Source organism: Serratia sp. TSA_130.1 (genome assembly GCF_052691795.1).
Window position 1 is genome coordinate 1 of sequence record NZ_JBQZFS010000007.1, and the last position, 23071, is coordinate 23071.

A 23071-nucleotide genomic window follows, 5' to 3' on the forward strand; every position below is an offset into this window, starting at 1 on the left:
GCAAAAAGCCTCATGCGAAAGCATGGGGCTTTTTGCTTTGTCTGTTATCTGGCGTTCTGCTCGAGCATGGGCATGCGAAAGGCCCGTCGGGAACGGGCCTTAACGCCGCTTGCGGCGGCCCCGGAGGGGAGAGTCTCAGGATGAGACGAATTGTGTAGGACACTGCCAGGCATCAAATAAAGCCGAAAGCCCTGAACTGACGTTCAGGGCTTTTTGCTTTGCGTAAAATGGAAAATCCCCGTTGTAATCCGCTTCAGCTTTCATCGTACTGTTTAATATTCATCACAAAACCAACGCATTGTTTCTCTGAATGTCAGATATTCTTCGTCCGCTATTAAGTTTGGCTGTTAACTTATAAGTAACAATAAAGTAACAACCAGGGCAGCAGGAAGCCAAATTTCATCATTGCTATGGCTCGGAGAATACATCATGACAGAAACAACCTCGGCTCTTGGGGATGAGCACGGCGTCGAACAGGGGGCGCTGGATAACAAGAAACGCATTTTCGCTATCGTCGGGGCTTCATCAGGCAATCTGGTGGAGTGGTTTGATTTTTACGTTTACTCCTTCTGTTCCATTTATTTTGCCGCCTCGTTCTTTCCAGCGGGCAACAGCACCACGCAGCTGCTGCAAACCGCCGGTGTTTTCGCCGCCGGCTTCTTTATGCGACCTATCGGCGGTTGGCTGTTCGGCTATATTGCCGACAAGCATGGCCGAAAAAACTCCATGCTGCTTTCAGTCTGCATGATGTGCGCCGGATCGCTGGTGATCGCCTGCCTGCCGACGTATGAATCGATCGGCAGCTGGGCGCCGGCGTTGCTGCTGATCGCCCGCCTGTTCCAGGGGCTGTCGGTAGGGGGAGAATACGGCACCAGCGCGACCTATATGAGCGAGGTGGCGATCAAGGGGCGACGCGGCTTTTACGCCTCGTTCCAGTACGTGACGCTGATCGGCGGGCAACTGTTGGCGTTGCTGGTCCTGGTGATCCTGCAGCAGATATTGCCCGCCGAAGAGCTGAAAGCCTGGGGATGGCGCATTCCGTTTGCCCTGGGGGCCGTGTTGGCGGTAGTTGCGCTGTACCTGCGCCGTTCGCTGAATGAAACCTCCGATGCGAAGACGCGTAACCACAAAGATGCCGGTTCGCTGACGGGCCTGTGGAAAAATCGCAAGGCGTTCCTGATGGTGCTGGGCTTTACCGCCGCCGGTTCGCTGACCTTCTACACCTTCACCACCTACATGCAGAAATATCTGGTGAATACCGCCGGTATGGACGCCAAGCTGGCCAGCGCCATCATGACCGTCGCGCTGTTCGTCTTTATGCTGCTGCAGCCTGCGGTAGGCGCGTTTTCGGACAAAATCGGCCGTCGCAGCTCGATGTTGATCTTCTCGGCCTTTGCCACGGTGTTGACGGTGCCGATCCTGTTCGCTCTGAAAGAGGTGAGTAATCCTTATATGGCGTTTGGCCTGATCGTGCTGGCGCTGTTCATCATCAGTTTTTACACCGCGATCAGCGGGCTGCTTAAAGCCGAAATGTTCCCGCCGGAGGTACGTGCTTTAGGGGTGGGCTTGTCTTATGCGGTGGCGAACGCCATGTTCGGCGGCTCGGCGGAATATGTCGCGCTGTCGCTTAAATCGTTTGGCGTGGAGAACGCTTTCTTCTGGTATGTCTCCGGCATGTGCCTGCTGGCGCTGCTGGTCTCGCTCCGGTTGCATCGCAAAGGCAAGGAGATACAGCTGTAATAAAAACCCCGGCCTTGGCCGGGGTCAGCATACCGCTTACAGGATACGGCTGATCAGCCGATCGATACGGATACGGCGCAGACGCCGAATCAGCTTACGCACCTTGATCGGATACTGCTGAATGCTTTGCAGTTCCTGATAATGGCCGACTACAGTGGTATGAGTACGGATGCATTCCAGCTCTTTCTGCCGTTGCTCGCGCAGCTCTTGCTTGGGATCGTGGATCAGAATGGCGTTTTCCAGATCCAGCCGCCAGGCGCGCGGGTTGAGGTTATTGCCGGTAATCAGCTGCCACTCTTCGTCTACCCACATGCCTTTCAGGTGATAGCTGTTATCGCCATCCTTCCACAAACGCACGATCAGTTGGCCGGTGTCGATGTAACGCTGCAACCGGCTCAGGAAGCGGCGCAGGTTGATCTCATACAGGTAGGGCAGCGCGCCGATGATTTTGAACGGCTGGTCTTCCGGAATATAGAAATCGTTGGCGGTTTTATCGCCGACGATGATTTCCACCTGCTTGCCCTGTCGCAGCAGATAAATGATGTTGCGCACCAGCAGCGCCGGCAGGTTGAAATAGGGAGTGCACAGCGTCAGTTTCTGGTCGGTGCATGACATCAGGTGATGAATGGTTTTATTCAGCACGCTTTGTTTGCCTAGCCCAACCATCGGCGTCACCGCCAGCTCATCGTTGCCGGCCTTGCCGCGGAAGTGGTAACCGGCGCGGCGCAGGGCGAAACGGAACAGACGGGTTTCGTTTTTGATCTCCGGGCTTTTCGGCCGATCGCTGCGATCCAGGCGTTGTACGGCGCCGGCGGTGAGCAGATGCTGCTTGATGTAATCGATCAGGGTATCGGCCAGCACGCCGTTGGTGATCAACTGGTAGCGATCGTAACGGTATTTCTCATGCTGATGCAGATAGACGTCGTTGATGCTGGCGCCGCTGTAGATCACGGTATCGTCGACCACAAAACCTTTCAGATGCAATACGCCCAGCGCTTCGCGAGTATTGACCGGTACGCCGTAGATCGGCACCGACTGTTCCGGATGCTGGCTGGCCATGGCGCAGTACCAGTCGGCGTTGGTATTGGCGGCGGCGGCGCCGATGCGCCCGCGCTGTGCGCGGTGCCAGTCGACCAGCACGCAGATTTCCAGCTCGGGCCGCCGCTGTTTGGCTTGATACAGCGCGTTGAGGATCTCACGCCCGGCGTCGTCATGCTCCAGATACAGAGCCACCAGATAGATACGTTGGGTGGCGTTGGCGATGGAATCCAGCAGCGTGGCGCGAAAGTCGGACGGCGCGTACAGAGTACGAACATCAGCAACCGTCTGGGGGAGTTTGGGCAGTTGTGCAAGGTGTTGTTGATGTTTGCTACGTTTAAATTTTGACAACATCACAGTGCGCTTCTTCTCTCATGATTGATGGCCGGAACGCCACAGACTTAAAAACAATAAACCGAATAATCGGGCGATAATACCATTAGTTGCCTCGATTGTGCGTATGTTTTGGCGTTAAGTGGTGGATTCGTAGCGCATTGCGACGCAGGTCACTGCGCGTCGTCGGCCTGCAGCGGCAGCGTCAGATTGACGATGCCGTCCTCAAGCTGCACCTCGATGCCAAAGCCCAACCGCTGCGCCAGCGCGATCATGCCGCGGTTATTCGGCATGGTGATACCGCTCAGGCGGGTCAGGCCATGCGCGCGCGCATAGGCGATCATTTTCTCCAGCAGCTGGCGGCCCAGGCCCAGGCCTTTCAGGTCGGAACGTACCAGCACGGCGAACTCGGCATCGGTGTTGTCCGGATCGGACAGCGCGCGGGTCACGCCGATGATCTCGTCTGCCCGCACCGCCACAAAGGCCATTTCCCGATCGTAGTCGATCTGCGTCATGTTGGCCAAATCGTCATGGGTAAACTCGTTGATCTCGCTGAAGTAGCGATAATAGAGGTCTTCCTTGGTCACCCGGTCGATGAAATGCTTCAGCGCCGGCTCGTCTTCCGGCAGGATAGGGCGGAACAGGCATTGGCTGCCGTCTTTCAGCGCGATGGTCTCTTCCAGCTCATGCGGATAAGGCCGAATCGCCAGCCGCGCCTGCGGATCGCCGCTGAACGGTGCGAGCTGCATCGAAACGTCCAGCAGGGTGAACTCGCTGCCGGAAGCCAGCACCGGGTGAATATCCAGCCGGGCGATCTCAGGGCAGTCAAGGATCAGGTTGGAAACCTGCACCAGCAAGCGGCTCAGCCCGGGGATATCTAAAGGCCGCAGTGCGCTGCGCCCGCGGATCTTGCCGCCTTTCACCGCCTGCAGCACCAGATAACGCGCCAGCGCCATATTCAACGGCGGCAGCGCGACCGCGACCTGATTTTCCTGGCGCCACTCTACGCCGCCTTCACCCAGCATGATCAACGGGCCGAAAATGGCATCCTGCTCCACGGCGATGCGCAGCTCCTGGGCGCCGGCGCGGTTGGCCATGCTCTGCACCAGCAAGCCGTGGATGCGCGCCTGAGGGTAGGTGCGCTTCACGCGGTCGAGGATCGCCTCCGCCGCGCGCTGCACTTCGGTCGCGGTGCGCAGATAGAGCATCACGCCCTGAACTTCCGACTTGTGCGGGATATCCGGCGAACGCAGCTTCAGCGCTACCGGGTAGCCGATCTGTTCGGCGATGTGCACCGCTTCGGCGCTGTCTTCGGCGATCCAGGTCGGCAGGGTGCTCAGATCGTAGGCCTGCAGAATGGATTGCACCTCGTGGGTATCCAACTGGGTAGCGCCTTCGGCCAGCGCCTGATGAATCAGGCGGTGGGCATCGGCGGTATTGGCGGTCAGGCCGACCGGCAGCGCCGGCGTCTCCTTCAGCTGCTTCTGGTTGCGGCGGTATTCCACCATATGCATAAAAGCGGTCACAGCGCCTTCCGGCGTGCGGTAAGTCGGAATGGCGGCCTCGGTAAACAGCCGGCGTGCCTCTTGCGAAGAGTATTCGCCGCACCAGTTGGTCAGCAAGGTGATGCGTTTGCCGCGCGCATGGCGGTGCAGCGCGTCGATCAGCCGCTGCGCCGTGGCAGTGCCCGGTGCCGCCGCGCTCGGCGCATGGATCAGCAGCAGCGCATCATAGTCGTGGCTGTCGAGCAGCGCTTCGAGAGCCGCCAGATAACGCTGCGGCGTGGCGTCGTCGCGCAGGTCGAGCGGGTTGCCGGCGCGAATGAAGTCCGGCAGCGCGTCGCTCAGCGTCACCAGGCTCTCCTCGCTCAGCGTCGCCAGCTTGCCGTTGCGGCCGAGCAGTTCGTCCAAGGCCATCGCCGCCGGCGCTGCCCCATTGCTGACGATCATCAGCCGTTCGCCGCGCAGCGGATGCATATGGCTGAGGGTTTCCACCGCCGAGAACAGCTCATGGGTATCCTGGACGCGCAGCAGGCCGGCGCGCTGGATGGCGGCGTCATAGGCGGCGTCCAGGCCCAGTTGGCTGTTGAGCAGTAATTGCGCCTGTTGGCTGCGGCCGCTTTTGATCACCAGAATGGGCTTGTTGCGCGAGGCGCTGCGCGAGGCGGAGAGAAAGCGCCGTGCGTCGCTGATGTTTTCCAGATACAGCAGGATGGCGCTGGTCTTGCTGTCGCGCGCCAAAAAGTCGAGCAGATCGTCGACGTCGATATCCAGGCTGTCGCCCAGCGCGATGAAATAGGAGAAGCCGACTTCGCGCTGCTGCGCCCAGTCGAGAATGGTGTTGGCGACGGCGGCGGACTGCGAGATAAACGCCAGCTTGCCCTTTTGGATCGGCACCGGCGAGAAGCTGGCGTTGATGCCTTGCCACGGCGCCAGCAGCCCCAGACTGTTGGGGCCCAGCAGCCGCATGGCGTAACGCTGCGCGCAGGCTTTGAGCTCGGCGAACTGTTCCGGCGGCGAAGAGAGCACGATGGCGGTTTTGCAGCCGCGTTGGCCCAGCGCTTCAATCAGTGCCAGATTACGGCTGGCGTGGGTGCAGATGATCGCCAGATCCGGCGTCAGCGGCAGGCTGGCGACGTCGGGATAGGCCATGACGCCGCATACCGCCTTGTAGCGCGGCGTCACCGGCAAGATGGGCCCGCCGAAACCGCCGGCCAGCAGGTTGCTCATCATCAGGTTGCCGGCGCGGCCCGGCTGCTGCGAAGCGCCCAGCACGGCGATCGATTTGGGACGTAGTAGCGCTTCTAACCCTCGCTGGCTCATGCACGGCTCCTTTTGGCAACGTTACGCCTGATTTTAGGCGCTTTATGGCTACATTGCTGTGACCGGTGCCTCCGGTCGGGTCGGTTTTCCCGCCAGATACTGTTGACGGAAATAGCGGAAATGCTGATTCAATCCGTCGGCGGCCGGCATATCGCCCGCCTGTTGCAGCAGGGCGGCGGCCACTTCCGCCGTGCAGTGTTGCTCGGCGCGGCTGGCTTCGCGCAGCTGGTAGGCCGATGCGGCGTCGACGTTGAGTGAAAACACCGGGAATTGATTGAGATACGGGCTTTTACGGAACATTTTGCGCGCTTCCGCCCAGGTGCCGTCCAGCATGATGAACAGCGGCGGTTTGCCGCCGACGGGCAGTTCGCTGAACACCGGCCGCTCGGCGTCGGCGTAGGACGCGGGGAACACCACGTAAGGCTGCCGTGTCGGATCGTTGATGGCCGCCAGCAGGGCGGGATCGACCTCGGTACGCGACCAGAGGAACGCCTGGGTGTCCGGCAGGATATCGGCGATCAGGCGCCCGGTGTTGCTGGGCTTGAGCGGCTCTGCGCCGAACATGATCAGGCAGAAACGGCTGCCGGCCTGCTGCGGGCGAATGGTGTCGCACAGGCAGTTCTTATGCGGCAGCAGGCACCCCTGACAACGCGCCACCCGGCAACCGCGCGCCAGAAAGGGGCGGGTGGCGCGGTCTAAACGGAATTGGCGCAGGCGAAGTACGGCGTTGTCGGTCATAACGATCCTGGGGAAAAACCGCTATTGTAACGCAGAAAAAAGCCCGCCGGGAGGGGCGGGCTCGATCGGGGCGCGTTCGCGCGCGATGGCGGGATACGGCCTATACTTGCCGAATCACACTAACTCGTTGAGCCAGTTGTCAAACGGCGCCTTCGGCATCGCGCCGTTGAGCATGTCGACCATCTTGCCCTGACGGAACACCATGATGGTCGGGATGCTGCGGATGCGGAAACGTGCGCTCAGTTCCGGCTCGGCTTCGGTGTTCACTTTCACGAAGCGCACTTTGCCGGCGCGCTCTTCGGCCACGTCTTCAAAGATCGGCGCAAAGCTGCGGCACGGGCCGCACCACGGCGCCCAAAAATCGACCACGACCGGCAGATCGTCCTGCAGCAACTGGTCCAGCGTGGCGGCGGTGGCGTTGATCACTTCACCGTCGAAGAGCTCATGGCCGCAGCGGCCGCATTTCGCGTTGTCCGCCAGACGTTCTTCCGGCACACGGTTGGTGGCATTGCAAGCTGCACAAACTGTATTCATGTTGACCTCGGGTACTGAGAAAGCCGGGTCCCCGCAACGCGGTTGCGGAGATGTTTCTTTAATGCTGACGATTATCGGCAAAACCCGGCGCATGAACAATGAGGTTTGTTCAATGGATGTGATAGTTGGGAGCTTTTAGCGCAAGTTGGTGGCTTCATGCACCAACATCAGGTAATCTTCGCGCCCTGCGCGTTGGTGGAGAAGACAATGAACGATTCATTTAGTGGCAAGAACGGTAAGGTCAAAGTGATGTACGTCCGCAGCGACGACGACAACGGCGACGACCGCAACAAGAATAAACGTCCGGCCGGCAAAGGCCGTCCGGCTGACGGTGCGCGCTCGGGCCGCACCGGTCAAGACAAGGCGCGCGGCGGCAATGACCGTCGCGGAGCCGATTCCCGCCGCAGTGAAAGCGATCGTCCTCGCCGTCCGGCGCGCTCTGAAGATCGCGGCGGCAACGAGTCGCCGTGGAGAACCGTGTCGCGCGCGCCGAGTGAAGAGCCGGCGTTCGATCACGGCGGCATCAGCGGCAAAAGCTTCATCGATCCGGAACAGCTGCGCCGCCAGCGCGCGGAAGAAACCCGCGTTTACGGTGAAAATGCCTGTCAGGCGCTGTTCGCCAGCCGCCCGGAAGCGATCGTGCGCGCCTGGTTCGTGCAGTCGGTCACGCCGCGCTTTCGTGAAGCGCTGCGCTGGATGGCGGCTAACCGCAAAGCCTACCACGTGGTGGATGAGGAAGAGCTGGCCAAGGCTTCCGGCACCGAGCACCACGGCGGCGTCTGCTTCCTGATCAAAAAGCGTCAGGGCCTGGATGCGCAGACCTACCTGAAAACTGCGCCGGCGACCGACTGCGTATTGGCGCTGGAAGAAGTCGGCAACCCGCATAACCTGGGCGCCATCGTCCGTTCGTGCGCCCACTTCGGCGTCAACGGCGTGCTGCTGCAGGATCCGGCGTTGCTGGAATCCGGCGCGGCGGTGCGTACCGCAGAAGGCGGCGCGGAGCACATCAAGGCGATCAACGCCGATGATTTCCTGTCGGTGCTGGATACCTTCCGCAAAGCGGGTTACACCATCGTCACCACCTCCAGCCACAAAGGCACCGCGCTGGCGCAGGCCAAGCTGCCGGCCAAGATGGTGCTGGTGCTTGGCCAGGAGCGCGACGGCCTCAGCGACAGCGCCTGGCAGCAGGGCGATATGAACGTGTCTATCGGCGGCACCGGCAAGGTAGAAAGCCTGAACGTTTCCGTGGCGACCGGCATTCTGCTGGCGGACTGGTGGCGTCAGAATCAGGCGTGATTTTCATTACGTCGAATAAAAAAACGGGCGCCCCAGGGCGCCCGTTTCGTTTATTGAAGCTTAGTGAGCGCCGCCGCCGCCGCCGCCGGAGCTGAATGGCGGTTTCGCTACCCACACCAGCGCCAGCAGCACCAGGAATACCCCGGCCGACAGCCAGAAAATCTCGTTGGCGGAGATGATCAGGCCCTGCGCGGTGATCTCGTTGGCGATGTAGGCCGACGCCTGCTGCTTGCTCATGCCGAGCTGCTCGAGCTGCCGGTACATCTCCTGCGACTGCGGATTGTACGGGTTGACGAACTCCGTCAGCTGCGCGTGATGCTGCGATTCGCGCTGCGTCCACAGGGTAGTGGTGATCGAGGTGCCGATCGACCCCGCCAGGGTTCGCGTAAAGTTCGACAGGCTCGATGCCGCCGCCATGCGTTCCGGCGGCAGGCCGGACAGCGTGATGGTGGTCAACGGCATGAAGAAGCAGGCGATGGCGAAACCTTGAACGAACTGCGGCCAGGCCGAAGCGCCGAAGTCCATGCCCGGTTCAAACGTATAGGCGCGCCAGTAGAAGCACACGGCATACATGATGAAGCTGAAAGTCACCAGCTTGCGCATGTCGAGCCGGTTGCCGAACTTACCGATGATCGGCGACAGCAGCACTGGGATCAGCCCGACCGGCGCCGACGCCAGCCCCGCCCAAGTGGCGGTATAGCCGTACACCTCTTGCAGCAGCTGCGGCAGCAGAACGATGGCGCCAAAATACAGCATGTACGCCAGGCTGATGCACAGACAGCCGATGGTAAAGTTGCGCGACTTGAACAGCGACAAATCCACCACCGGATGATCGTCCGTCAGTTCCCAGACCACCAGGAACAGCAGCGCCACGACCGCCACGACGGTCAGGGTAATGATCTCGGTCGAGTTGAACCAGTCCAGCTCCTTGCCCTGATCGAGCATCACCTGCAGCGAACCGATGCCGACGATCAACAGCACCAGACCGACGGTGTCGATCGGCTTGATCTCGGTTTTGGTTTCTCGCCCCTTCAGCGTCGCCATCGCCGCCAGGATAACGAAGGCGCCGATCGGGATGTTGATGAAGAAGATCCAACCCCAGTGGTAGTTGTCGCTGATGTAACCGCCGAGAATTGGCCCGAAGATCGGCGCGACGATCACGGTCATCGACCAGAGCGCCAGGGCCATCGCTCGCTTGGCGGGCGGGTAGTTGTTCAGCAACAGGCTCTGCGACAGCGGGATCAGCGGCCCGGCCACCACGCCCTGGATCACGCGGAAGAAGATCAGCATGCCGAGGCTGTTGGAGATGCCGCACAGCCAGGAGGCGAGAACGAACAGCGCGGTGGACCAGAGGAACAGCCGCACTTCGCCGATGCGCTTCGCCAGCCAGCCGGTGATCGGGATCGAGATGGCGTTCGCCACGCCGAACGAGGTGATCACCCAGGTGCCCTGCGAGTTGGAAGACCCGAGGTTACCGGCAATGGTGGGGATCGCCACGTTGGCGATGGTGGAGTCCAGCACCTGCATGAAGGTCGCCATGGCGAGCGCGACCGTCATCCAGGCAAGCTGGGCGCCTTCAAGCGGTTTCTGTGGCAAGATGGCCTCCCGCGCGCTTAGCCGGCGTTCGCATGGATCACGTCGGCGATCAGCTGGTTAACCGGCGCCAGATTCAACGCCAGCGCGTCGCTCTGATACAGCGGTTTGTCGCGCACCACGTCAGACAGCACGCGGCCGTCCAGGTTGGCGGTGTCGACGGTCACCAGCGTCGAAAGACCGATGCGCAGCGGATGATCGGCCACCTGCTTGGCGTCGAGCTCAATACGCACCGGCAGACGTTGCACCACCTTGATCCAGTTGCCGGTGGCGTTCTGGGCCGGCAGCAGCGAGAAGGCGCTGCCGGTGCCCATGTCGATACCGACCACTTTGCCTTGATACACCACGTCGTCGCCGTAGACGTCGCTGACCACCGTCGCCGGCTGGCCGATGCGCATATTGGCGATTTGCGTTTCCTTGAAGTTGGCGTCAACCCAGATGTGATCGGCCGGCACTACCGCCATCAGCGGCGAACCGGCGGCGATCTGCGCGCCGACCTGCACGCTGCGGCGCGAGACATAGCCGGTAATCGGGCTGATCACTTTGGTACGCTGCAGCGCCAGCCAGGCGTCGCGCATCTGCGCGGCGGCTTGCTGGATCGCCGGCTGCTGTTCCAGCGGGGTGTTCAGCACCATCGCCTGGTTGGCGTTGTATTGCTGCACCGCCACTTCCAGCGCGGCTTTGGCGCTGTCGACCGCATCGCGAGCGTGTTGCAGCTCTTCGCGGCCGATGGCGTCAACGCTGCCCAGCACCACGCGACGTTTCAGATCGTTCTCGGCCTTGCTCAGATCGGTCTTGCGCAAGGCGATGTTGGCCTGATACTGCTTACTGTTGATGATCAGCTGGTGGGTCTGACGCACGCTGTTGGCCAGGCCGGTTTTGGCGCGTTCAAACGCCTGCTCGGCATCGGTCGGATCGAGCGTCAGCAGCACGTCGCCCTGCTTGACGTAGTCGGTGTTGTCGAAGTTGACGCTGTTCACGCTGCCGGACACCTGGGCCATGATCTGCACCTGGTTGCCGGAGACGTAGGCGTCGTCGGTTTCCTGGTGATGACGCAGCACCAGGAACCAATACACTAAATAAGCCACCCCTATAACAATGAAAATAACCGTCAGCAACAGCAGCCAAAATTTGCGCTGCTTCTTTTTGCCGCTCGGCTGCTGCGGGTTTTGGGTTTCCGCGCTTGCGCTCATGGTGTTCTCCAAGCCTTATATTATTATGCTTTCGAATCCGCTGCGGCCGGGGCCTGATAGCCACCGCCCAACGCGCGGATCAGTCCTATCTTCGCCTGCAGTAAATTGCTGCTGGCATTCAACTCCGCCTGTTGCTGCTGCAATAGCTGCGTCTGGCTGGTCAACAGATCGTCGCGCCCGATAATCCCTGCCTGGTAACGGGCGTTGGCGACCTGATACACCTGTTGCATCGACTGGGCCGCGGACGCCGCCTGCAGCTGCTGTTGTGCAGAGCTCTGCTGGATGGTGATGGCGTCGGCGGTTTCCTGTACCGCATTCAGGATGGTTTGGTTGTAGGATTCCACCGCTTCGTCATACAGCGCGGATTCCTCGCCCAGCTTGCTGCGCAGGGCCCCGGCGTGGAAGATCGGCAGCGAGATCGCCGGCATCACGTTCCAGGCCTGGCTGGCCGCTTCAAACAGATTCGGGCTGGTGCCACTGGTATTGGTGGTCATCAGGCCGGCGAAGGCTGAAATGGTCAGGCTGGGGTAAAACTCTTTACGCGCGGCGCTGACGCGCTGGCTGTAAGACTCCACCAGCTGGCGTTGCGCGGCGATGTCCGGGCGTTTGCCCAGCAGATCCGCCGTCAGTTCGCCCTGCGGCGCCATCAGGTTGTCTGCAGGCAGCGGCACCTGACGCAGGTGCTGCATGGCGTTCGGCCCCTGGCCCGCCAGCGCGGCGAGCTGGTGTCTGAGCTGTTCGATTTGCGACTGCAGCTGCAGAATCTGCTGTTTGGCGACGTCGGACTGCGCCTGGGTTTGTTGCGGCACGTCGACGCCGGTCAGGCCGGCCTGATAGCGCTGTTGGCGCAGCGCGGTCAGGCGCTCGTTGTTGTTCACTTCCTGCTGCAGCAGCTTCTCGAGCGCGAGATTGCTCTGCAGCTGATAATAGGCGGACGCCACCGAGCTGGTCAGCGTCAGCGCCGCCTGTTCCTGCTCGGCGCGCGCTGCGTTCACTTGCGCCTTGGCGGCGTTCACCTGGTTGCGGTATTTGCCCCACCAGTCGAACTCGTACGCCAGGTTCAACCCCAGCGAGTTGGAGCTTGAATAGATCGGCTTATGCGGATACCCCAGCCCCATATTGACGTTCTGCGGCACGCGCTGACGCTGGGTGCTGGCGTTCAGATCCAGGTTCGGCCCGTTGGCGGCGTTGGCTTCGCCTACCACGCTCTGCGCTTCGCGCACGCGGGCGGCGGCCTGACGCAGGGTCGGCGAACTTTGCAGTGTTTGCGTCATCAAGGCGTCCAGCTGCGGATCCTTGAGGGCGCGCCACCACTGCGGGCTGACGGCCAGCGAACTGACTTTCGGCTGAGCCAACTGCAGGCTCTGCGGATCCATCAGCGTGGATTGCGGGGCAATATTATCGGTAGAAGCACACCCGGCCAGCAGCAACACGGCGAACAGCGGGGTGAATCTCCAGTGAAATGGGGATCGCATAAGTAGGTACCTGAACAGAAATTGTGAATTAGGGTAACTGTTCTGTGATTTCCATTTGATCCAGACGTGCCAGCAATTTGCGCGTCAGCTGTTCCAGCTGTTTTTGCTCATCGTCGGTCAGCGTGGACCACAGGAAATGCAGACATTGGTGCTGCGGCGGCAGCAGTTGACTGAGAAATTCTTCCCCCTGCGGCGTCAGATGCAGATGCAGGCAGCGGCGATCGTTGTCGCTTTCCCGGCGCTCGATCCAGCCGCGCTTCTCCAGCTCGTCGGCGATGCGGGTCGCATTGGTGCGCGAGGAGCCCAGGGCAGAGCTTAGCTCAGAAGGTTGGATGCTGTGGCTTTCCTGCGCATCCAGGGTAATCAGCGCCATAAACAGTGTTTCGTTAATCCCCTGCGCTTTCAGCATCTTATTGCGATTTTCCAGCAGCTTGCCTTGCATGTGCATGCACAGACGGGTCAGCAGGATTTCCTGATAAGGGAAATCTTTCTGCCGCGTGGCGCGGAAATTCAGCATTTGTTCTATGGGGGCAAACGAGCTTTCCATAATTTAGGGCCTCATTAATTTCGTTCGAGATAGTAACGACGGTGACAAATAATGTAAATGTTCAGCCGTGCGGATAATTTAGCAATTCGTGTCATTTGTCAGTGTTTGTAAAGATGTGACGCCTGAAAACGCCAGTGTGAAGCCAAACGGTCGGAGGCGGCGTCAGCCAGGGCCGAAAAACATTAACAATTTTAATGTGACGCCAAAGGCCGTCGCGCCGAGCAGCGTCGACAGAATGATGCTTTTACTGCGGTAGAAGCACAGCGCCAGCGCGGCGAACCCCGCTAACGTCGGCAGCAGCTTGTCCGGTTCGCGCATCACCACCGGCGTGCTGGAGACCACCAGCAGGGCGCAGATGGAGGCGATGCCGATGCTGTCGAGCAGCAGGGCGGCTTTGCCGCGTTTGATGCCGGGCTGAGCGCGCGCCGGCGCCAGCCGCAGCGGTAGATAACGGAACAGGTAGTTGGCGCAGCCCACCACCAGGCCGATCACCAGCACATCAGTGTTCATGGCTGGCCTCCGCGTGCGGGGGTTGGAACAGGGCGGCGGCGCAGCCGGCGCCGATGCCGGCCAAAATGGCGACCGGAATGGAGAACAGCACCACGCCGAGCAGCGCGCCGGCCAGCGCGGCGGCGATGGTCAGGCTCTGCGGACGCCGGAAGGCGGCCAGCAGGAAACTGAGAAACAGCGCCGGCAGCATGAAGGCGAGCGAGGCCTCGATCACTGGGAACTGTTCCAGCGGGCCGTTGCCGAACAGCGCGCCGAGCGCGGTGCCGGCCACCCAGGAGAGCCAGGAACAGAGCGCGATGCCCAGCATCCAGTTTTCGCTCCAGCTGCGGTTATTGCGCATCAGCCTGGCGGTGGCGGCGGCGAAGACCTCATCGGTCAGGCCAAAGGCCCACAGCGCCGTTTTGCCGGGCGACAGGCGCGAGACGATGCGGTGACGCAGCGCCGGGCCATACAACAGGTGGCGCACGTCCATCGCCATCACCGTCAATGCGGAGACCCACAGCGACATGCCGGCGCTCAGCAGGGCGGTGATCACGAACTGGCTGGCGCCGGCGTAGATGATGCAGGAGAAGAAAATGCTTTCCAGCGGGGAAAAGCCCAGTTTGACGGCGCTGAGGCCGAAAGCGAACGCCACCGGCACGTACCCGATGACGATCGGCAAACTGTCGACGACGCCGTTGGCGAAGGTGGCGCTGACGGCGGGCGGAGTAAGGCTGTCTGCAGCTTGGCTTTGCATGGTTGTGGGTCGCAGGGTAGATAGGTCGTCAATAGTTTATGCCCAGAACATTACCAGAGAGTAAGTAATGTTTATACCCTGCACCGCTAATAAATTTCTTTAGTGACTATTTGCACGATAATCAGATTGCCGCCGGCCCCTGCGGATCGTGATGCTTGCCGAGCCACCAGGTCAGCAGGTTGAGCAGGCATAACACCCCTCCGACGGCGGCCACGCCGTACCAGCCGGCATGCTGATAGGCGGACGCGGAGAGCAGCGAACCGAGGGCGCCGCCGATAAAGTAGCTGGTCATGTAGCCGGCGGTCAGGCGGTTGCGCGCCTCCGGCATGATGCGATACATCACGCTCTGGTTGGTGACGTGTACCGCCTGCACCGCCAGATCGAGGATCAGGATGCCGGCGATCAGCGCCCACAGCGATTGTTTAGCCAGCGCGATAGGTATCCAGGACAGCAGCAGCAATACCAGGCCGACGGTGGTGGTCAACCCGGCCTTGCCTTTGTCCGCCAGATGCCCGGCGCGCGAAGCGGCCAGCGCTCCGGCGGCGCCCACCAGACCGAACAGTCCGATCACCCCTTCGGAATAGTTGAACGGCGGCGCGGCGAGCAGAAAGGCCATTGAGGTCCAGAGCACGCTGAAGTTGGCGAACGACAGGGCACCGAGGATGGCGCGGGTGCGCAGCAGCGGCGTGCGGCAGAACAGGCTGAAGATCGAGGCCAGCAGCTGCGGGTAGTTCAGCCCGGAGTGTTGCTTATAGCGCGGCAGCGCGCGCCACAGGATCAGCGCCATCAGGATCATCAGCACGCTGGCGACCCAGTAGATGGTGCGCCAGCCGCCGAACGACGCCAAGGCGCCCGCGACGGTGCGCGCCAGCAGGATGCCGAGCAGCAGACCGCTCATGATGATGCCGACGGTCTTGCCGCGCTTTTCCGGGTGGGCCAGCGTGGCGGCCAGCGGCACCAGGATCTGCGCCACCACCGAGAACAGCCCGGTGAGCGCGGTGCCGAGGATCATCATCGGCAGCGTGGCTGAAGTGGCGGTGATCAGCATGCCCCCGGCGGCCAGCAGCGTCATGAACACGATCAGGCCGCGGCGTTCGAACATGTCGCCGAGCGGCACCAGCAGCAGCAGGCCGGTGGCGTAACCGAGCTGCGCGGCGGTGACGATAAAGCCGGCCTGGTTGACCGACAGGTTGAAACCGGTGGCGATGGTTTCCAGCAGCGGTTGCGCGTAATAGTTGCTGGCGACCGCCAGACCGGTTGCGATGGCAATCAGCACGGTCAGCGCCGGACTGAGGCCCGGATGGGCGTTTTGTTGGTTCATGTTTTTTTCATCACGGGAAGAAGATAGCGCGCAGTATCCGGCAACGCGTCTGCGGAAACCAATGTATAATTTTCATTTGATTTATCTCATTTCAAGATAGATGCCATGAACCTGAAACAGATCCGCTATGCGCTGGCGGTGGCGGAAGAACAGAGTTTCACCCGGGCGGCGCAGCGCTGCCATACGGTGCAGTCCGCGCTCAGCCACCAGATCGCCAAACTGGAAGAAGAGCTGGGCTGTACGCTGTTTGAGCGCACTTCGCGCCGGGTGCGGTTGACCCCTGCCGGCCAGGCTTTCATTCCGTCGGCGCAGCGCCTGTTGGCGGCGCAGCAGGCGCTGGTGGAAGAGGTGACCGCCGCCGGCGATGCGGTGTCCGGCACCCTGACCATCGGCACGATTTCAACCATAAACGCGATTGATCTGACCGAAAAGCTCGACAAGTTTCATCGCCACTATCCGGCGGTGAACATCCGCCTGTACGTTGGCATGAGCGAAGTCCTGCTGGAGGATGTGCGTCTGCAGAAGTGCGATATGGCGTTCGTCGGCATCTGGCCCGGCGATGTCGATCTGCTGCCGATGTCGCACCGGCAGTTGACCGATGAGCCGCTGGTGGCGCTGGTGGCGCCGCAGCACCCGCTGGCCAACCGCGAGCGGGTGAACCTGCAGGCGCTGGCGGAAGTGCCGCTGGTGGATTTCTACAGCGGCACCGGCGCGCGGCGCCAAACCGACCGCGCCTTTCAGGCGGCGGGCATCCGCCGGCACGTCAGTTTTGAAATCGATCATATCGAATGGCTGGAGAATCTGGTGCGGCGCGGGTTGGCGGCGGGCATCGTACCGATCTCGACCGCGCAACGCTTAAGCGCGCTGGTGTCGATTCCGATTGAAGACGGGCCGCGGCGCCAGGTGTATTGCATCTGGCCGCAGCCCTTGTCGAACGCCGCCGCCCGTTTTTTACAGTTCAGCGGCATCGATCTGGCGGGGTAGGGGCGCGGCAGAGGCGCCCCCGATCGGTTACGGTTTCGCCGCCTCGGCGGCGGTTTTCACCCAGCCGTCGAAGGTCGCCTGATGCGCCTTGATCCAACCGTTGACGTGGTTTTGGATATCGGCTTCCGAAGCCTGGCCTTCATGCATGCGCAGGTTTTGCGCGTTGATGTCGGCGATCGGCAGCTTCATGATGGCGAACAGCTTGGCGGCCGCCGGGTTGGCTTCGGCCCACTGCTTGTTGGCGGCGATGCGCATGGTGTTGACCGGGAAGCCGTAGTTGGCGCCGTTAGGCAGCTTGGTATCGACGTTCTTCTGCTCGCCCGGCAAGGAAGAGAACGGTACCTGCAGCCAGACCACGTCGCGGCCCGGCACCATCACATCGCTGACCCAGTACGGCGTCCAGGTGTAATACAGTACCGGTTTGCCCTCTTTGTAGCGGGTGATGGTGTCGGCGATCATCGCCGCGTAGTTGCCCTGGTTGTGTTCGACGGTATTGCTCAGGCCATAGGCCTTGATGTGGTGGTTGATCACCGCCTCGCAGCCCCAGCCCGGGGTGCAGCCGGTCAGATCGGCCTTGCCGTCGCCGTTGGTGTCGAACAGCTTGGCGATCTTGGGATCCTTGAGCTGTTCGACGTTGGTGATGTGGTACTGCTCGGCGGTTTTCTTGTCGATCAGGTAGCCCTGCGCGGCGCCGTTGACGTAGACGCCTTCGCGGTAGAACTTGGCGTCGCCGCCGGCGGCCTTGTACTGATCGGCGTGCAGCGGATCCCAATTGACCGCGATAAAGGTGGCGTCGCCGGAGGCGATGGAGGTGTAGGCGACGTTGTAATCCACTTCGCGCGGTTCCTTCACGTCGTAACCCAGTTTTTCCAGCGCCTTGCTGACCAGCAGCGTCTGGAACGTCTCTTCGGAAATGGTGCTTTGCACCGGCTGTACCGCTATTCCCTTGCCGGGTAAATCCGCCGCGATGGCGCTCTGTGAGCCAATCAGTGTCGTCAGGGCGAGAGCCCAGATGCCCGTGGTGCGCATAGTGTTTCCCCTCTTTTGATGTGGTGGTGCCCTGGCCCGCCGGGGCCGCAGCCGCCGGCGGGAAAAGCGTCAGGCTTGTTTGATAAATGGACGGGTAAACAGCCCGATGGGGCCGCGACGGTACCAGCGGCCGATGCCCTTGCTGCGGCGATCGCGCCCCAGCGATTGGGTGAGGCGATCGAGAATGATCGCCAGGATCACGATGCCGACCCCGCCGATGGCGGCCAGGCCCATATCCAGCCGGCCGATGCCGCGCAGCACCATCTGGCCCAGACCGCCGACGGCGATCATCGAGGCGATGACGACCATCGACAGCGCCAACATCAGCGTCTGGTTCACGCCGGCCATGATGGTCGGCATCGCCAGCGGCAGCTGCACCTTGAACAGCAGCTGGCGCGGGCTGGCACCGAAGGATTCGGCGGCCTCGATCAGATCCTCCGGCACCTGCTTGATGCCAAGAATGGTCAGACGCACGATCGGCGGCAGCGCGAAGATAATGGTCACCACCACGCCCGGCACGTTGCCGATGCCGAACAGCATGACGATCGGCACCAGATAGACGAAGGCCGGGGTGGTTTGCATGGCGTCGAGCAGCGGCCTAATCACTTTGGCGGCATGCTTGCTGCGCGCCAGCCAGATGCCGAGCGGCAGGCCGATAAGGATGCAGAAGAACAGCGCGGTCAGCACCAGCGCCAGCGTAACCATCGCCTGCGACCAGGCGCCGATGGCGCCGATGGCGACCAGAGAGAGCAGCGTCGCGGCGCCCATGCCGAGGCCCGCGATCTGCCAGGCGACCAGCGAGAACACCAGAATGGCGATCGGCGCCGGCATGCCCAACAGCAATTGCTGGAAGCCGCTCAGGATCACGTCTACCGGCACGCGGATGCCCTGGAACAGCGGGCGGAAGTGCAGCACCAGCCAGTCGATACCTTGCGTGACCCAGGAATCAAACGGCACCCAGGCTTTGTGGAACGGATCAAGCAGGCTGAAGTGCTCAGGCTGCGCCGGGGCGCTGCTGAGCCAATCGGCGCCTTGCCCGGCGGCGTCATGAGCGGCCGGTGGCGGCGCGCTGGACCAGGCGTCGCCGGCGTTGGCGGCGGCATCGTGAGCGGGGGCCGCGCCGGCATCGGCCGGTGCGGTAGCCCAGGGATCTTGGGTTTGCGTGGTATCACTCATTGGCTGAGCCCTCCTTGTCCAACGCCTGCAGCAGCATGGCCTTGGAGATGATGCCGAGATAGTTATGTTCTTCGCCCACCACCGGCACCGCGCACGGCGCCTGGGCGACCAGGGAGATCAGATCGCTGAGCGGCGTGTCGGCCGGCACGGCGGCGGGGGCCTCAAGCAGGGCATCGTCCAGCGTTTGATTGGCGGACAGCGCCTTTTTCAGCGACTCTATCGACACCACGCCGATAAATTTCTTCCCGCGTTCAACAACATAACCATAATCACGGTCCTCATCGCGCAGCAGCTGCAGCGCCGAGCGGGGGCCAAAACCGGGGGTTTTGCGGATCAGCGTCACCGGACGCCGCTGGGCGATATCCTTGGCGCTGAACACATGACTGATGTCCACGCCGCGGAAGAAGGTGCGCACGTAGTCGTTGGCCGGATTATTGAGGATCTCGTCCGGCGTGCCGACCTGGATCACCTCGCCGCCCTGCATGATGGCGATGCGATCGCCAATGCGCATCGCTTCGTCCAAATCGTGGGAAATAAACACGATGGTGCGCTGATGCTGAGCCTGTAATTTCACCAGCTCATCCTGCATTTCGGTGCGAATTAACGGATCGAGCGCCGAGAAGGCTTCGTCCATCAATAATATATCCGGGTTATTGGCCATCGCGCGGGCTAATCCCACGCGCTGACGCATGCCGCCGGATAATTCATCCGGATAAGACAGCGAATAATTTTCCAGCCCGACCTGACGCAGGGCGTCCAGCGCTTTTTCCTGGCGTTCCTGCAGCGGCATTCCGGCTAATTCCATGCCAAAGGCGGTATTATTCAGAACATTCATGTGCGGCATTAGCGCGAATGACTGAAATACCATGCTGATCTTATTTCGCCGCACGGTGCGCAGCGCGGTGTCGGATATTTTGGCGATGTCCTCACCGTCGATCAGCACCTGACCGCGGGTGGGTTCTATCAGACGATTGAGAAGGCGTACCAGGGTGGACTTGCCGGAACCGGAGAGCCCCATGATGACAAATATCTCGCCTTCTTCAATGGCCAGAGTGGCGTCTTTTACGCCGAGCGATAAGCCGGTTTTTTCAAACAGCCGATCTTTTGTCAGACCTTTATCCAGCAGTTTGAATGCGCGTTCCGGGTGCTCGCCAAATATCTTATACAGGTTCTTTACTTCGAGTTTAATTGCCATGCAATTTGCTGTTTCCTCTGGTTTAATTAAAGCGTTATGGGCTGTCCTTAGCAAAATAAAAGAGCTTTTTACCCTAACACAGTGAATATCTGAAACAACCCTCAATGTCATTTAAATGGGATATTAGTGGTTTACATCAAGGTTTTAATTAGTTATGGTAATTTGGCCCGTGACTCAAAATTGACGGCCATTATTCGCCATAATGGTTTGGTTTTTGGGGAAATAATACGGTGTGGCGCAGAGAAATATTTGGGCGCCGCGCCTGCCGTTCGGATAATAAAAAACCCGACCAGAGGCCGGGCAAAAGTCATCAGTATTTCATCAGTTTTAACGATAGGTGCCGATATCGAGGGGGATATCGTCGAGCGTCATGTTATCGCCTTAGTATGACAGCCAGATGGCAGCCTTAGGCCTTGCGATACAGCCTGCGCGGATGGCCGATATTGCCGTACAGCATCTCCACCCGCACGAACTGGGTGGCGACGCAATATTCCAGATAACGGCGAGCGGTGGTTTTGCTGATGCCGACCTGTTCGACCACGTCTTCCACCGCATGCGCCACCGCCGGCTGGGCGATAAACAGCGCCTGCACCAGCTCCAGCGTGTTGGTTTCTATGCCTTTGGCGCTCGGTTCGCTGGAGAACTGCTTCGACTGCAGGTTGTACAGCGCATCGACATTGTCCTGATCGATGATTTTGAAGGTGCGCTGGGTCTGCACGAACTGCATGAAGCGCTCGAGCGAGTTGCGCAGCCGTTTGTAAGACACCGGCTTGATGATGTAGTCGAAGGCGCCGTTGCGGATCGCCTGGCTGCAGGTATGCATGTCGCTGGCGGCGGTGATGAAAATCACCGAACAGGCGGGATTCTTTACCGCCGGTTCTTCCATCAGCTCAATGCCCTGGCCGTCCGGCAGAAAGTTGTCCAGCAGGATCAGCCGCGGCTGATGCTCGTTGGCTTTGGCCCGCGCTTCGGCCAGCGTGGCGGCGTAGGCCACCACCCGCAGGTTGAAATTTTTCTCGATGAACTCTGCGTGCAGCGTCGCCAGTTGCGGCTCATCTTCCACGATCAGAACGTCCAGTGTTTGGTGTGACATAATCGGGTGCTCAAAAAAATCGGGTTATGGGTTTTATTTAGGGATAAATATAGAGAATATCGCGCCGTGCGGCTCGTTGTCCGACACTTCTATGCTGCCGTGCGCCTGCGCCACGTGGCTGGCGACCAGATGCAGGCCGATGCCGTGGTCGCTTTTATCCGCTTTGGTGGTCACGCCCTGTTCAAACAGCGTATCACGAATCTCCTCGGCGATGCCGGTGCCGCGATCCGCCACCTCGATCACCAGCTCGTCGCTGCCGTCGCTGATATAGAGTTCGATCGCGTCGTGCGGAGCCGGGCAGTGCAGCGTCGCCTCCACCGCATTATCCAGCAGGTTGCCGACGATCGACATCAGTTCGGTCTCATTCAGCGCCGCCGGGATCTGCCGCAGCTGGCAGGCCGGATCGAAACGCAGTTCGATGCCTTTCTCTCTGGCGCTGGAGTATTTGCCCAGCAACAGCCCGCACAGCGCCGCCGAACTGAAGCGCTGCGAGATGAAATCGAGGATCTCCTGCGCCCCCTCCGACTGGGCTTCCACATAGCGGATGGCCTCGTCGTAGCGCTGCATATGCAGCAGCCCGGCCAGCGTGGCGGTCCAGTTCAGCTGCTCGTGGCGCATGATGCGCAGGTTGTCGGCATAGCGTTTCACCTGGCTGAGCTGGCTGCTCAGGGTATTGATATCGTTCTTGTCGCGGAAGCTGATCACCCAGCCTTGCAGCTCCTGCTCCTGCATGATGCGCACCCGGCTGGCGATCACCCGCACGTGGTTGAAGCGGCACACCTCGTCATGGGTGTCGTGCTCCAAGTGCGCGACGGCGAAAAAGTCCGGCTGGGCCTGGATCACGTCGCCGATCGGCCGGCCCAGCAGGCCGGTGGCGGGCTGATGCAGATCCAACAGCTCACGCGCCGCATGGTTGATGGTGATGATCCGCAGCTGCGGATCGATGGCGATCACGCCCTCATAGATGGCTTCCAGCAGCGCTTTTTGCTGGCGCACCAGCAGCGCGATCTCTTTCGGCTCCAGCCAGAACATTTGGCGTTTGAGATTTTTCGACAGCAGCCAGGAAAAAACGAACAGTGCGATCAGCAGCAGCACGATGGAACCGATAATTTGCGTTAATGTCCTGGCATTTAAATTATCGATATGCGATTTCAAATAGCCGACGGAAACGATGCCGATGACGTGATTATTTTCATCCAGAATCGGCGCCTTGCTGCGTAATGAAACGCCGATGCCGCCCTTGCGAATGGAAATAATGCTTTTTCCTTCCAATACTTCTTTATTATCGCCGCCGATCATCGGCGTGCCCAGGCGGCCCTCATATTCTGAATGATAGAGATGACGGGCATGATTATCACCGATGACGATATAGCTGGCGTCGCTGCTGGCGCGGATTTTTTTCATCAACGCAGCGATCCTGGCGGCGTCGTTTTTTTCTACGGCATCCACCAACGAAGGGATAAGGGCGATTTCACGCGCCTGCACCTGGGCGCGGGCGCCGAGATCGCGGTGCAGCTGCGCATCCAGCTGGTAATAGGTGTAGGCGCCGATGCAGCTCAGCAGCAGGCAGGAGAAGGCCACCAGGCACAGAAACAGCTTGATTTGAAATGAGAGTTTAAGGCGCATGGCGGAGCTTCACCGTAAAGAGATCCTGAAGCCTTACCCTATCACGAGATACGGGGTGTGTAATATTGCGCCCGATCAACTTGTGATCCCTC

20 protein-coding genes are annotated in these 23071 nt (G+C 60.7%); 4 read left to right on the forward strand and 16 right to left on the reverse strand.

The features are described from left to right. Positions 1 to 429 precede the first annotated feature (429 nt). Positions 430 to 1740 carry an MFS family transporter gene (locus tag ACUTQY_RS20265; RefSeq protein ID WP_033644171.1) on the forward strand — a complete coding sequence of 437 codons (1311 nt, stop codon included), beginning with the start codon at positions 430 to 432 and terminating at the stop codon, positions 1738 to 1740. Between the two features lie 36 nt (positions 1741 to 1776). Here ACUTQY_RS20265 and pssA read toward each other — a convergent pair whose 3' ends face one another. The 4 genes from pssA to trxC form a co-directional block, all read right to left on the reverse strand. Beyond that, a complete protein-coding gene (gene pssA / locus ACUTQY_RS20270; protein ID WP_033644170.1) occupies positions 1777 to 3132 on the reverse strand; it encodes a CDP-diacylglycerol--serine O-phosphatidyltransferase in 1356 nt (451 codons plus the stop codon). Between the two features lie 152 nt (positions 3133 to 3284). Next, positions 3285 to 5933, reverse strand: a complete 2649-nt coding sequence (locus ACUTQY_RS20275) for a bifunctional acetate--CoA ligase family protein/GNAT family N-acetyltransferase (protein WP_046687707.1) — start codon at positions 5931 to 5933, stop codon at positions 3285 to 3287. Between the two features lie 48 nt (positions 5934 to 5981). Continuing rightward, positions 5982 to 6671, reverse strand: a complete 690-nt coding sequence (locus ACUTQY_RS20280; RefSeq protein WP_047573925.1) for a tRNA-uridine aminocarboxypropyltransferase — start codon at positions 6669 to 6671, stop codon at positions 5982 to 5984. 114 nt (positions 6672 to 6785) lie between these two features. Beyond that, on the reverse strand, positions 6786 to 7205 hold the full coding sequence (gene trxC, locus ACUTQY_RS20285) for a thioredoxin TrxC (protein ID WP_004928868.1): 420 nt from the start codon (positions 7203 to 7205) through the stop codon (positions 6786 to 6788). A gap of 207 nt (positions 7206 to 7412) precedes the next feature. Here trxC and ACUTQY_RS20290 point away from each other — a divergent pair, with 207 nt between their 5' ends. Beyond that, positions 7413 to 8501: a tRNA/rRNA methyltransferase gene (locus ACUTQY_RS20290; protein ID WP_033644167.1), complete on the forward strand. Its 1089-nt coding sequence runs from the start codon at positions 7413 to 7415 to the stop codon at positions 8499 to 8501. A gap of 60 nt (positions 8502 to 8561) precedes the next feature. On the opposite strand, the gene emrB is transcribed toward ACUTQY_RS20290, so the two are convergent. From emrB to ACUTQY_RS20325, 7 genes are all read right to left on the reverse strand, one after another. After that, positions 8562 to 10097 (reverse strand): multidrug efflux MFS transporter permease subunit EmrB, encoded by a 1536-nt coding sequence (gene emrB, locus ACUTQY_RS20295; RefSeq protein ID WP_046687705.1) that lies wholly within the window; start codon positions 10095 to 10097, stop codon positions 8562 to 8564. A gap of 17 nt (positions 10098 to 10114) precedes the next feature. Continuing rightward, positions 10115 to 11287 (reverse strand): multidrug efflux MFS transporter periplasmic adaptor subunit EmrA, encoded by a 1173-nt coding sequence (gene emrA / locus ACUTQY_RS20300; RefSeq protein WP_016929855.1) that lies wholly within the window; start codon positions 11285 to 11287, stop codon positions 10115 to 10117. A gap of 23 nt (positions 11288 to 11310) precedes the next feature. Then, positions 11311 to 12762 (reverse strand): efflux transporter outer membrane subunit, encoded by a 1452-nt coding sequence (locus ACUTQY_RS20305; protein ID WP_033644165.1) that lies wholly within the window; start codon positions 12760 to 12762, stop codon positions 11311 to 11313. 28 nt (positions 12763 to 12790) lie between these two features. Beyond that, complete coding sequence (gene mprA, locus ACUTQY_RS20310) at positions 12791 to 13309, reverse strand: transcriptional repressor MprA (protein WP_004928879.1); 519 nt, start codon at positions 13307 to 13309, stop codon at positions 12791 to 12793. A 162-nt stretch (positions 13310 to 13471) separates the two neighbouring features. Further along, entirely contained in the window at positions 13472 to 13819 is a 348-nt protein-coding gene (gene ygaH, locus ACUTQY_RS20315; protein ID WP_033644164.1) for an L-valine transporter subunit YgaH, read from the reverse strand. Beyond that, positions 13809 to 14555, reverse strand: a complete 747-nt coding sequence (locus ACUTQY_RS20320) for an AzlC family ABC transporter permease (protein ID WP_033644163.1) — start codon at positions 14553 to 14555, stop codon at positions 13809 to 13811. The genes ygaH and ACUTQY_RS20320 overlap by 11 nt, the downstream gene beginning before the upstream one ends. Positions 14556 to 14676: 121 nt before the next feature. Next, positions 14677 to 15876, reverse strand: a complete 1200-nt coding sequence (locus ACUTQY_RS20325) for an MFS transporter (protein WP_033644162.1) — start codon at positions 15874 to 15876, stop codon at positions 14677 to 14679. A gap of 105 nt (positions 15877 to 15981) precedes the next feature. On the opposite strand from ACUTQY_RS20325, the gene ACUTQY_RS20330 reads away from it, so the two are divergent. Then, a complete protein-coding gene (locus ACUTQY_RS20330) occupies positions 15982 to 16860 on the forward strand; it encodes a LysR family transcriptional regulator (RefSeq protein WP_033644161.1) in 879 nt (292 codons plus the stop codon). Positions 16861 to 16887: 27 nt separating this feature from the next. On the opposite strand, the gene proX is transcribed toward ACUTQY_RS20330, so the two are convergent. From proX to proV, 3 genes are all read right to left on the reverse strand, one after another. Beyond that, complete coding sequence (proX, locus tag ACUTQY_RS20335) at positions 16888 to 17889, reverse strand: glycine betaine/L-proline ABC transporter substrate-binding protein ProX (RefSeq protein WP_033644160.1); 1002 nt, start codon at positions 17887 to 17889, stop codon at positions 16888 to 16890. A 69-nt stretch (positions 17890 to 17958) separates the two neighbouring features. Next, on the reverse strand, positions 17959 to 19065 hold the full coding sequence (proW, locus tag ACUTQY_RS20340; protein WP_033644159.1) for a glycine betaine/L-proline ABC transporter permease ProW: 1107 nt from the start codon (positions 19063 to 19065) through the stop codon (positions 17959 to 17961). Further along, the gene (gene proV, locus ACUTQY_RS20345) at positions 19058 to 20260 is read right to left on the reverse strand and encodes a glycine betaine/L-proline ABC transporter ATP-binding protein ProV (RefSeq protein WP_033651617.1); all 1203 of its coding nucleotides are present in this window, start codon (positions 20258 to 20260) and stop codon (positions 19058 to 19060) included. The genes proW and proV overlap by 8 nt, the downstream gene beginning before the upstream one ends. A 126-nt stretch (positions 20261 to 20386) precedes the next feature. Here proV and ACUTQY_RS20350 point away from each other — a divergent pair, with 126 nt between their 5' ends. After that, positions 20387 to 20650: a hypothetical protein gene (locus ACUTQY_RS20350; protein WP_128868576.1), complete on the forward strand. Its 264-nt coding sequence runs from the start codon at positions 20387 to 20389 to the stop codon at positions 20648 to 20650. Positions 20651 to 20666: 16 nt separating this feature from the next. Here ACUTQY_RS20350 and ACUTQY_RS20355 read toward each other — a convergent pair whose 3' ends face one another. After that, positions 20667 to 21353: a response regulator gene (locus ACUTQY_RS20355; protein WP_033644157.1), complete on the reverse strand. Its 687-nt coding sequence runs from the start codon at positions 21351 to 21353 to the stop codon at positions 20667 to 20669. A 33-nt stretch (positions 21354 to 21386) separates the two neighbouring features. Then, a complete protein-coding gene (locus ACUTQY_RS20360; RefSeq protein ID WP_033644156.1) occupies positions 21387 to 22979 on the reverse strand; it encodes an ATP-binding protein in 1593 nt (530 codons plus the stop codon). Positions 22980 to 23071 lie beyond the last annotated feature (92 nt).

Excerpts from the sequence above, each read along its gene's own strand:
- ACUTQY_RS20265 (WP_033644171.1), top strand. The coding sequence starts at position 430 with ATGACAGAAACAACCTCGGCTCTTGGGGATGAGCACGGCGTCGAACAG.
- pssA (WP_033644170.1), bottom strand. The coding sequence starts at position 3,132 with ATGTTGTCAAAATTTAAACGTAGCAAACATCAACAACACCTTGCACAA.
- ACUTQY_RS20275 (WP_046687707.1), bottom strand. The coding sequence starts at position 5,933 with ATGAGCCAGCGAGGGTTAGAAGCGCTACTACGTCCCAAATCGATCGCC.
- ACUTQY_RS20280 (WP_047573925.1), bottom strand. The coding sequence starts at position 6,671 with ATGACCGACAACGCCGTACTTCGCCTGCGCCAATTCCGTTTAGACCGC.
- trxC (WP_004928868.1), bottom strand. The coding sequence starts at position 7,205 with ATGAATACAGTTTGTGCAGCTTGCAATGCCACCAACCGTGTGCCGGAA.
- ACUTQY_RS20290 (WP_033644167.1), top strand. The coding sequence starts at position 7,413 with ATGAACGATTCATTTAGTGGCAAGAACGGTAAGGTCAAAGTGATGTAC.
- emrA (WP_016929855.1), bottom strand. The coding sequence starts at position 11,287 with ATGAGCGCAAGCGCGGAAACCCAAAACCCGCAGCAGCCGAGCGGCAAA.
- ACUTQY_RS20305 (WP_033644165.1), bottom strand. The coding sequence starts at position 12,762 with ATGCGATCCCCATTTCACTGGAGATTCACCCCGCTGTTCGCCGTGTTG.
- mprA (WP_004928879.1), bottom strand. The coding sequence starts at position 13,309 with ATGGAAAGCTCGTTTGCCCCCATAGAACAAATGCTGAATTTCCGCGCC.
- ygaH (WP_033644164.1), bottom strand. The coding sequence starts at position 13,819 with ATGAACACTGATGTGCTGGTGATCGGCCTGGTGGTGGGCTGCGCCAAC.
- ACUTQY_RS20320 (WP_033644163.1), bottom strand. The coding sequence starts at position 14,555 with ATGCAAAGCCAAGCTGCAGACAGCCTTACTCCGCCCGCCGTCAGCGCC.
- ACUTQY_RS20325 (WP_033644162.1), bottom strand. The coding sequence starts at position 15,876 with ATGAACCAACAAAACGCCCATCCGGGCCTCAGTCCGGCGCTGACCGTG.
- ACUTQY_RS20330 (WP_033644161.1), top strand. The coding sequence starts at position 15,982 with ATGAACCTGAAACAGATCCGCTATGCGCTGGCGGTGGCGGAAGAACAG.
- proX (WP_033644160.1), bottom strand. The coding sequence starts at position 17,889 with ATGCGCACCACGGGCATCTGGGCTCTCGCCCTGACGACACTGATTGGC.
- proW (WP_033644159.1), bottom strand. The coding sequence starts at position 19,065 with ATGAGTGATACCACGCAAACCCAAGATCCCTGGGCTACCGCACCGGCC.
- proV (WP_033651617.1), bottom strand. The coding sequence starts at position 20,260 with ATGGCAATTAAACTCGAAGTAAAGAACCTGTATAAGATATTTGGCGAG.
- ACUTQY_RS20355 (WP_033644157.1), bottom strand. The coding sequence starts at position 21,353 with ATGTCACACCAAACACTGGACGTTCTGATCGTGGAAGATGAGCCGCAA.
- ACUTQY_RS20360 (WP_033644156.1), bottom strand. The coding sequence starts at position 22,979 with ATGCGCCTTAAACTCTCATTTCAAATCAAGCTGTTTCTGTGCCTGGTG.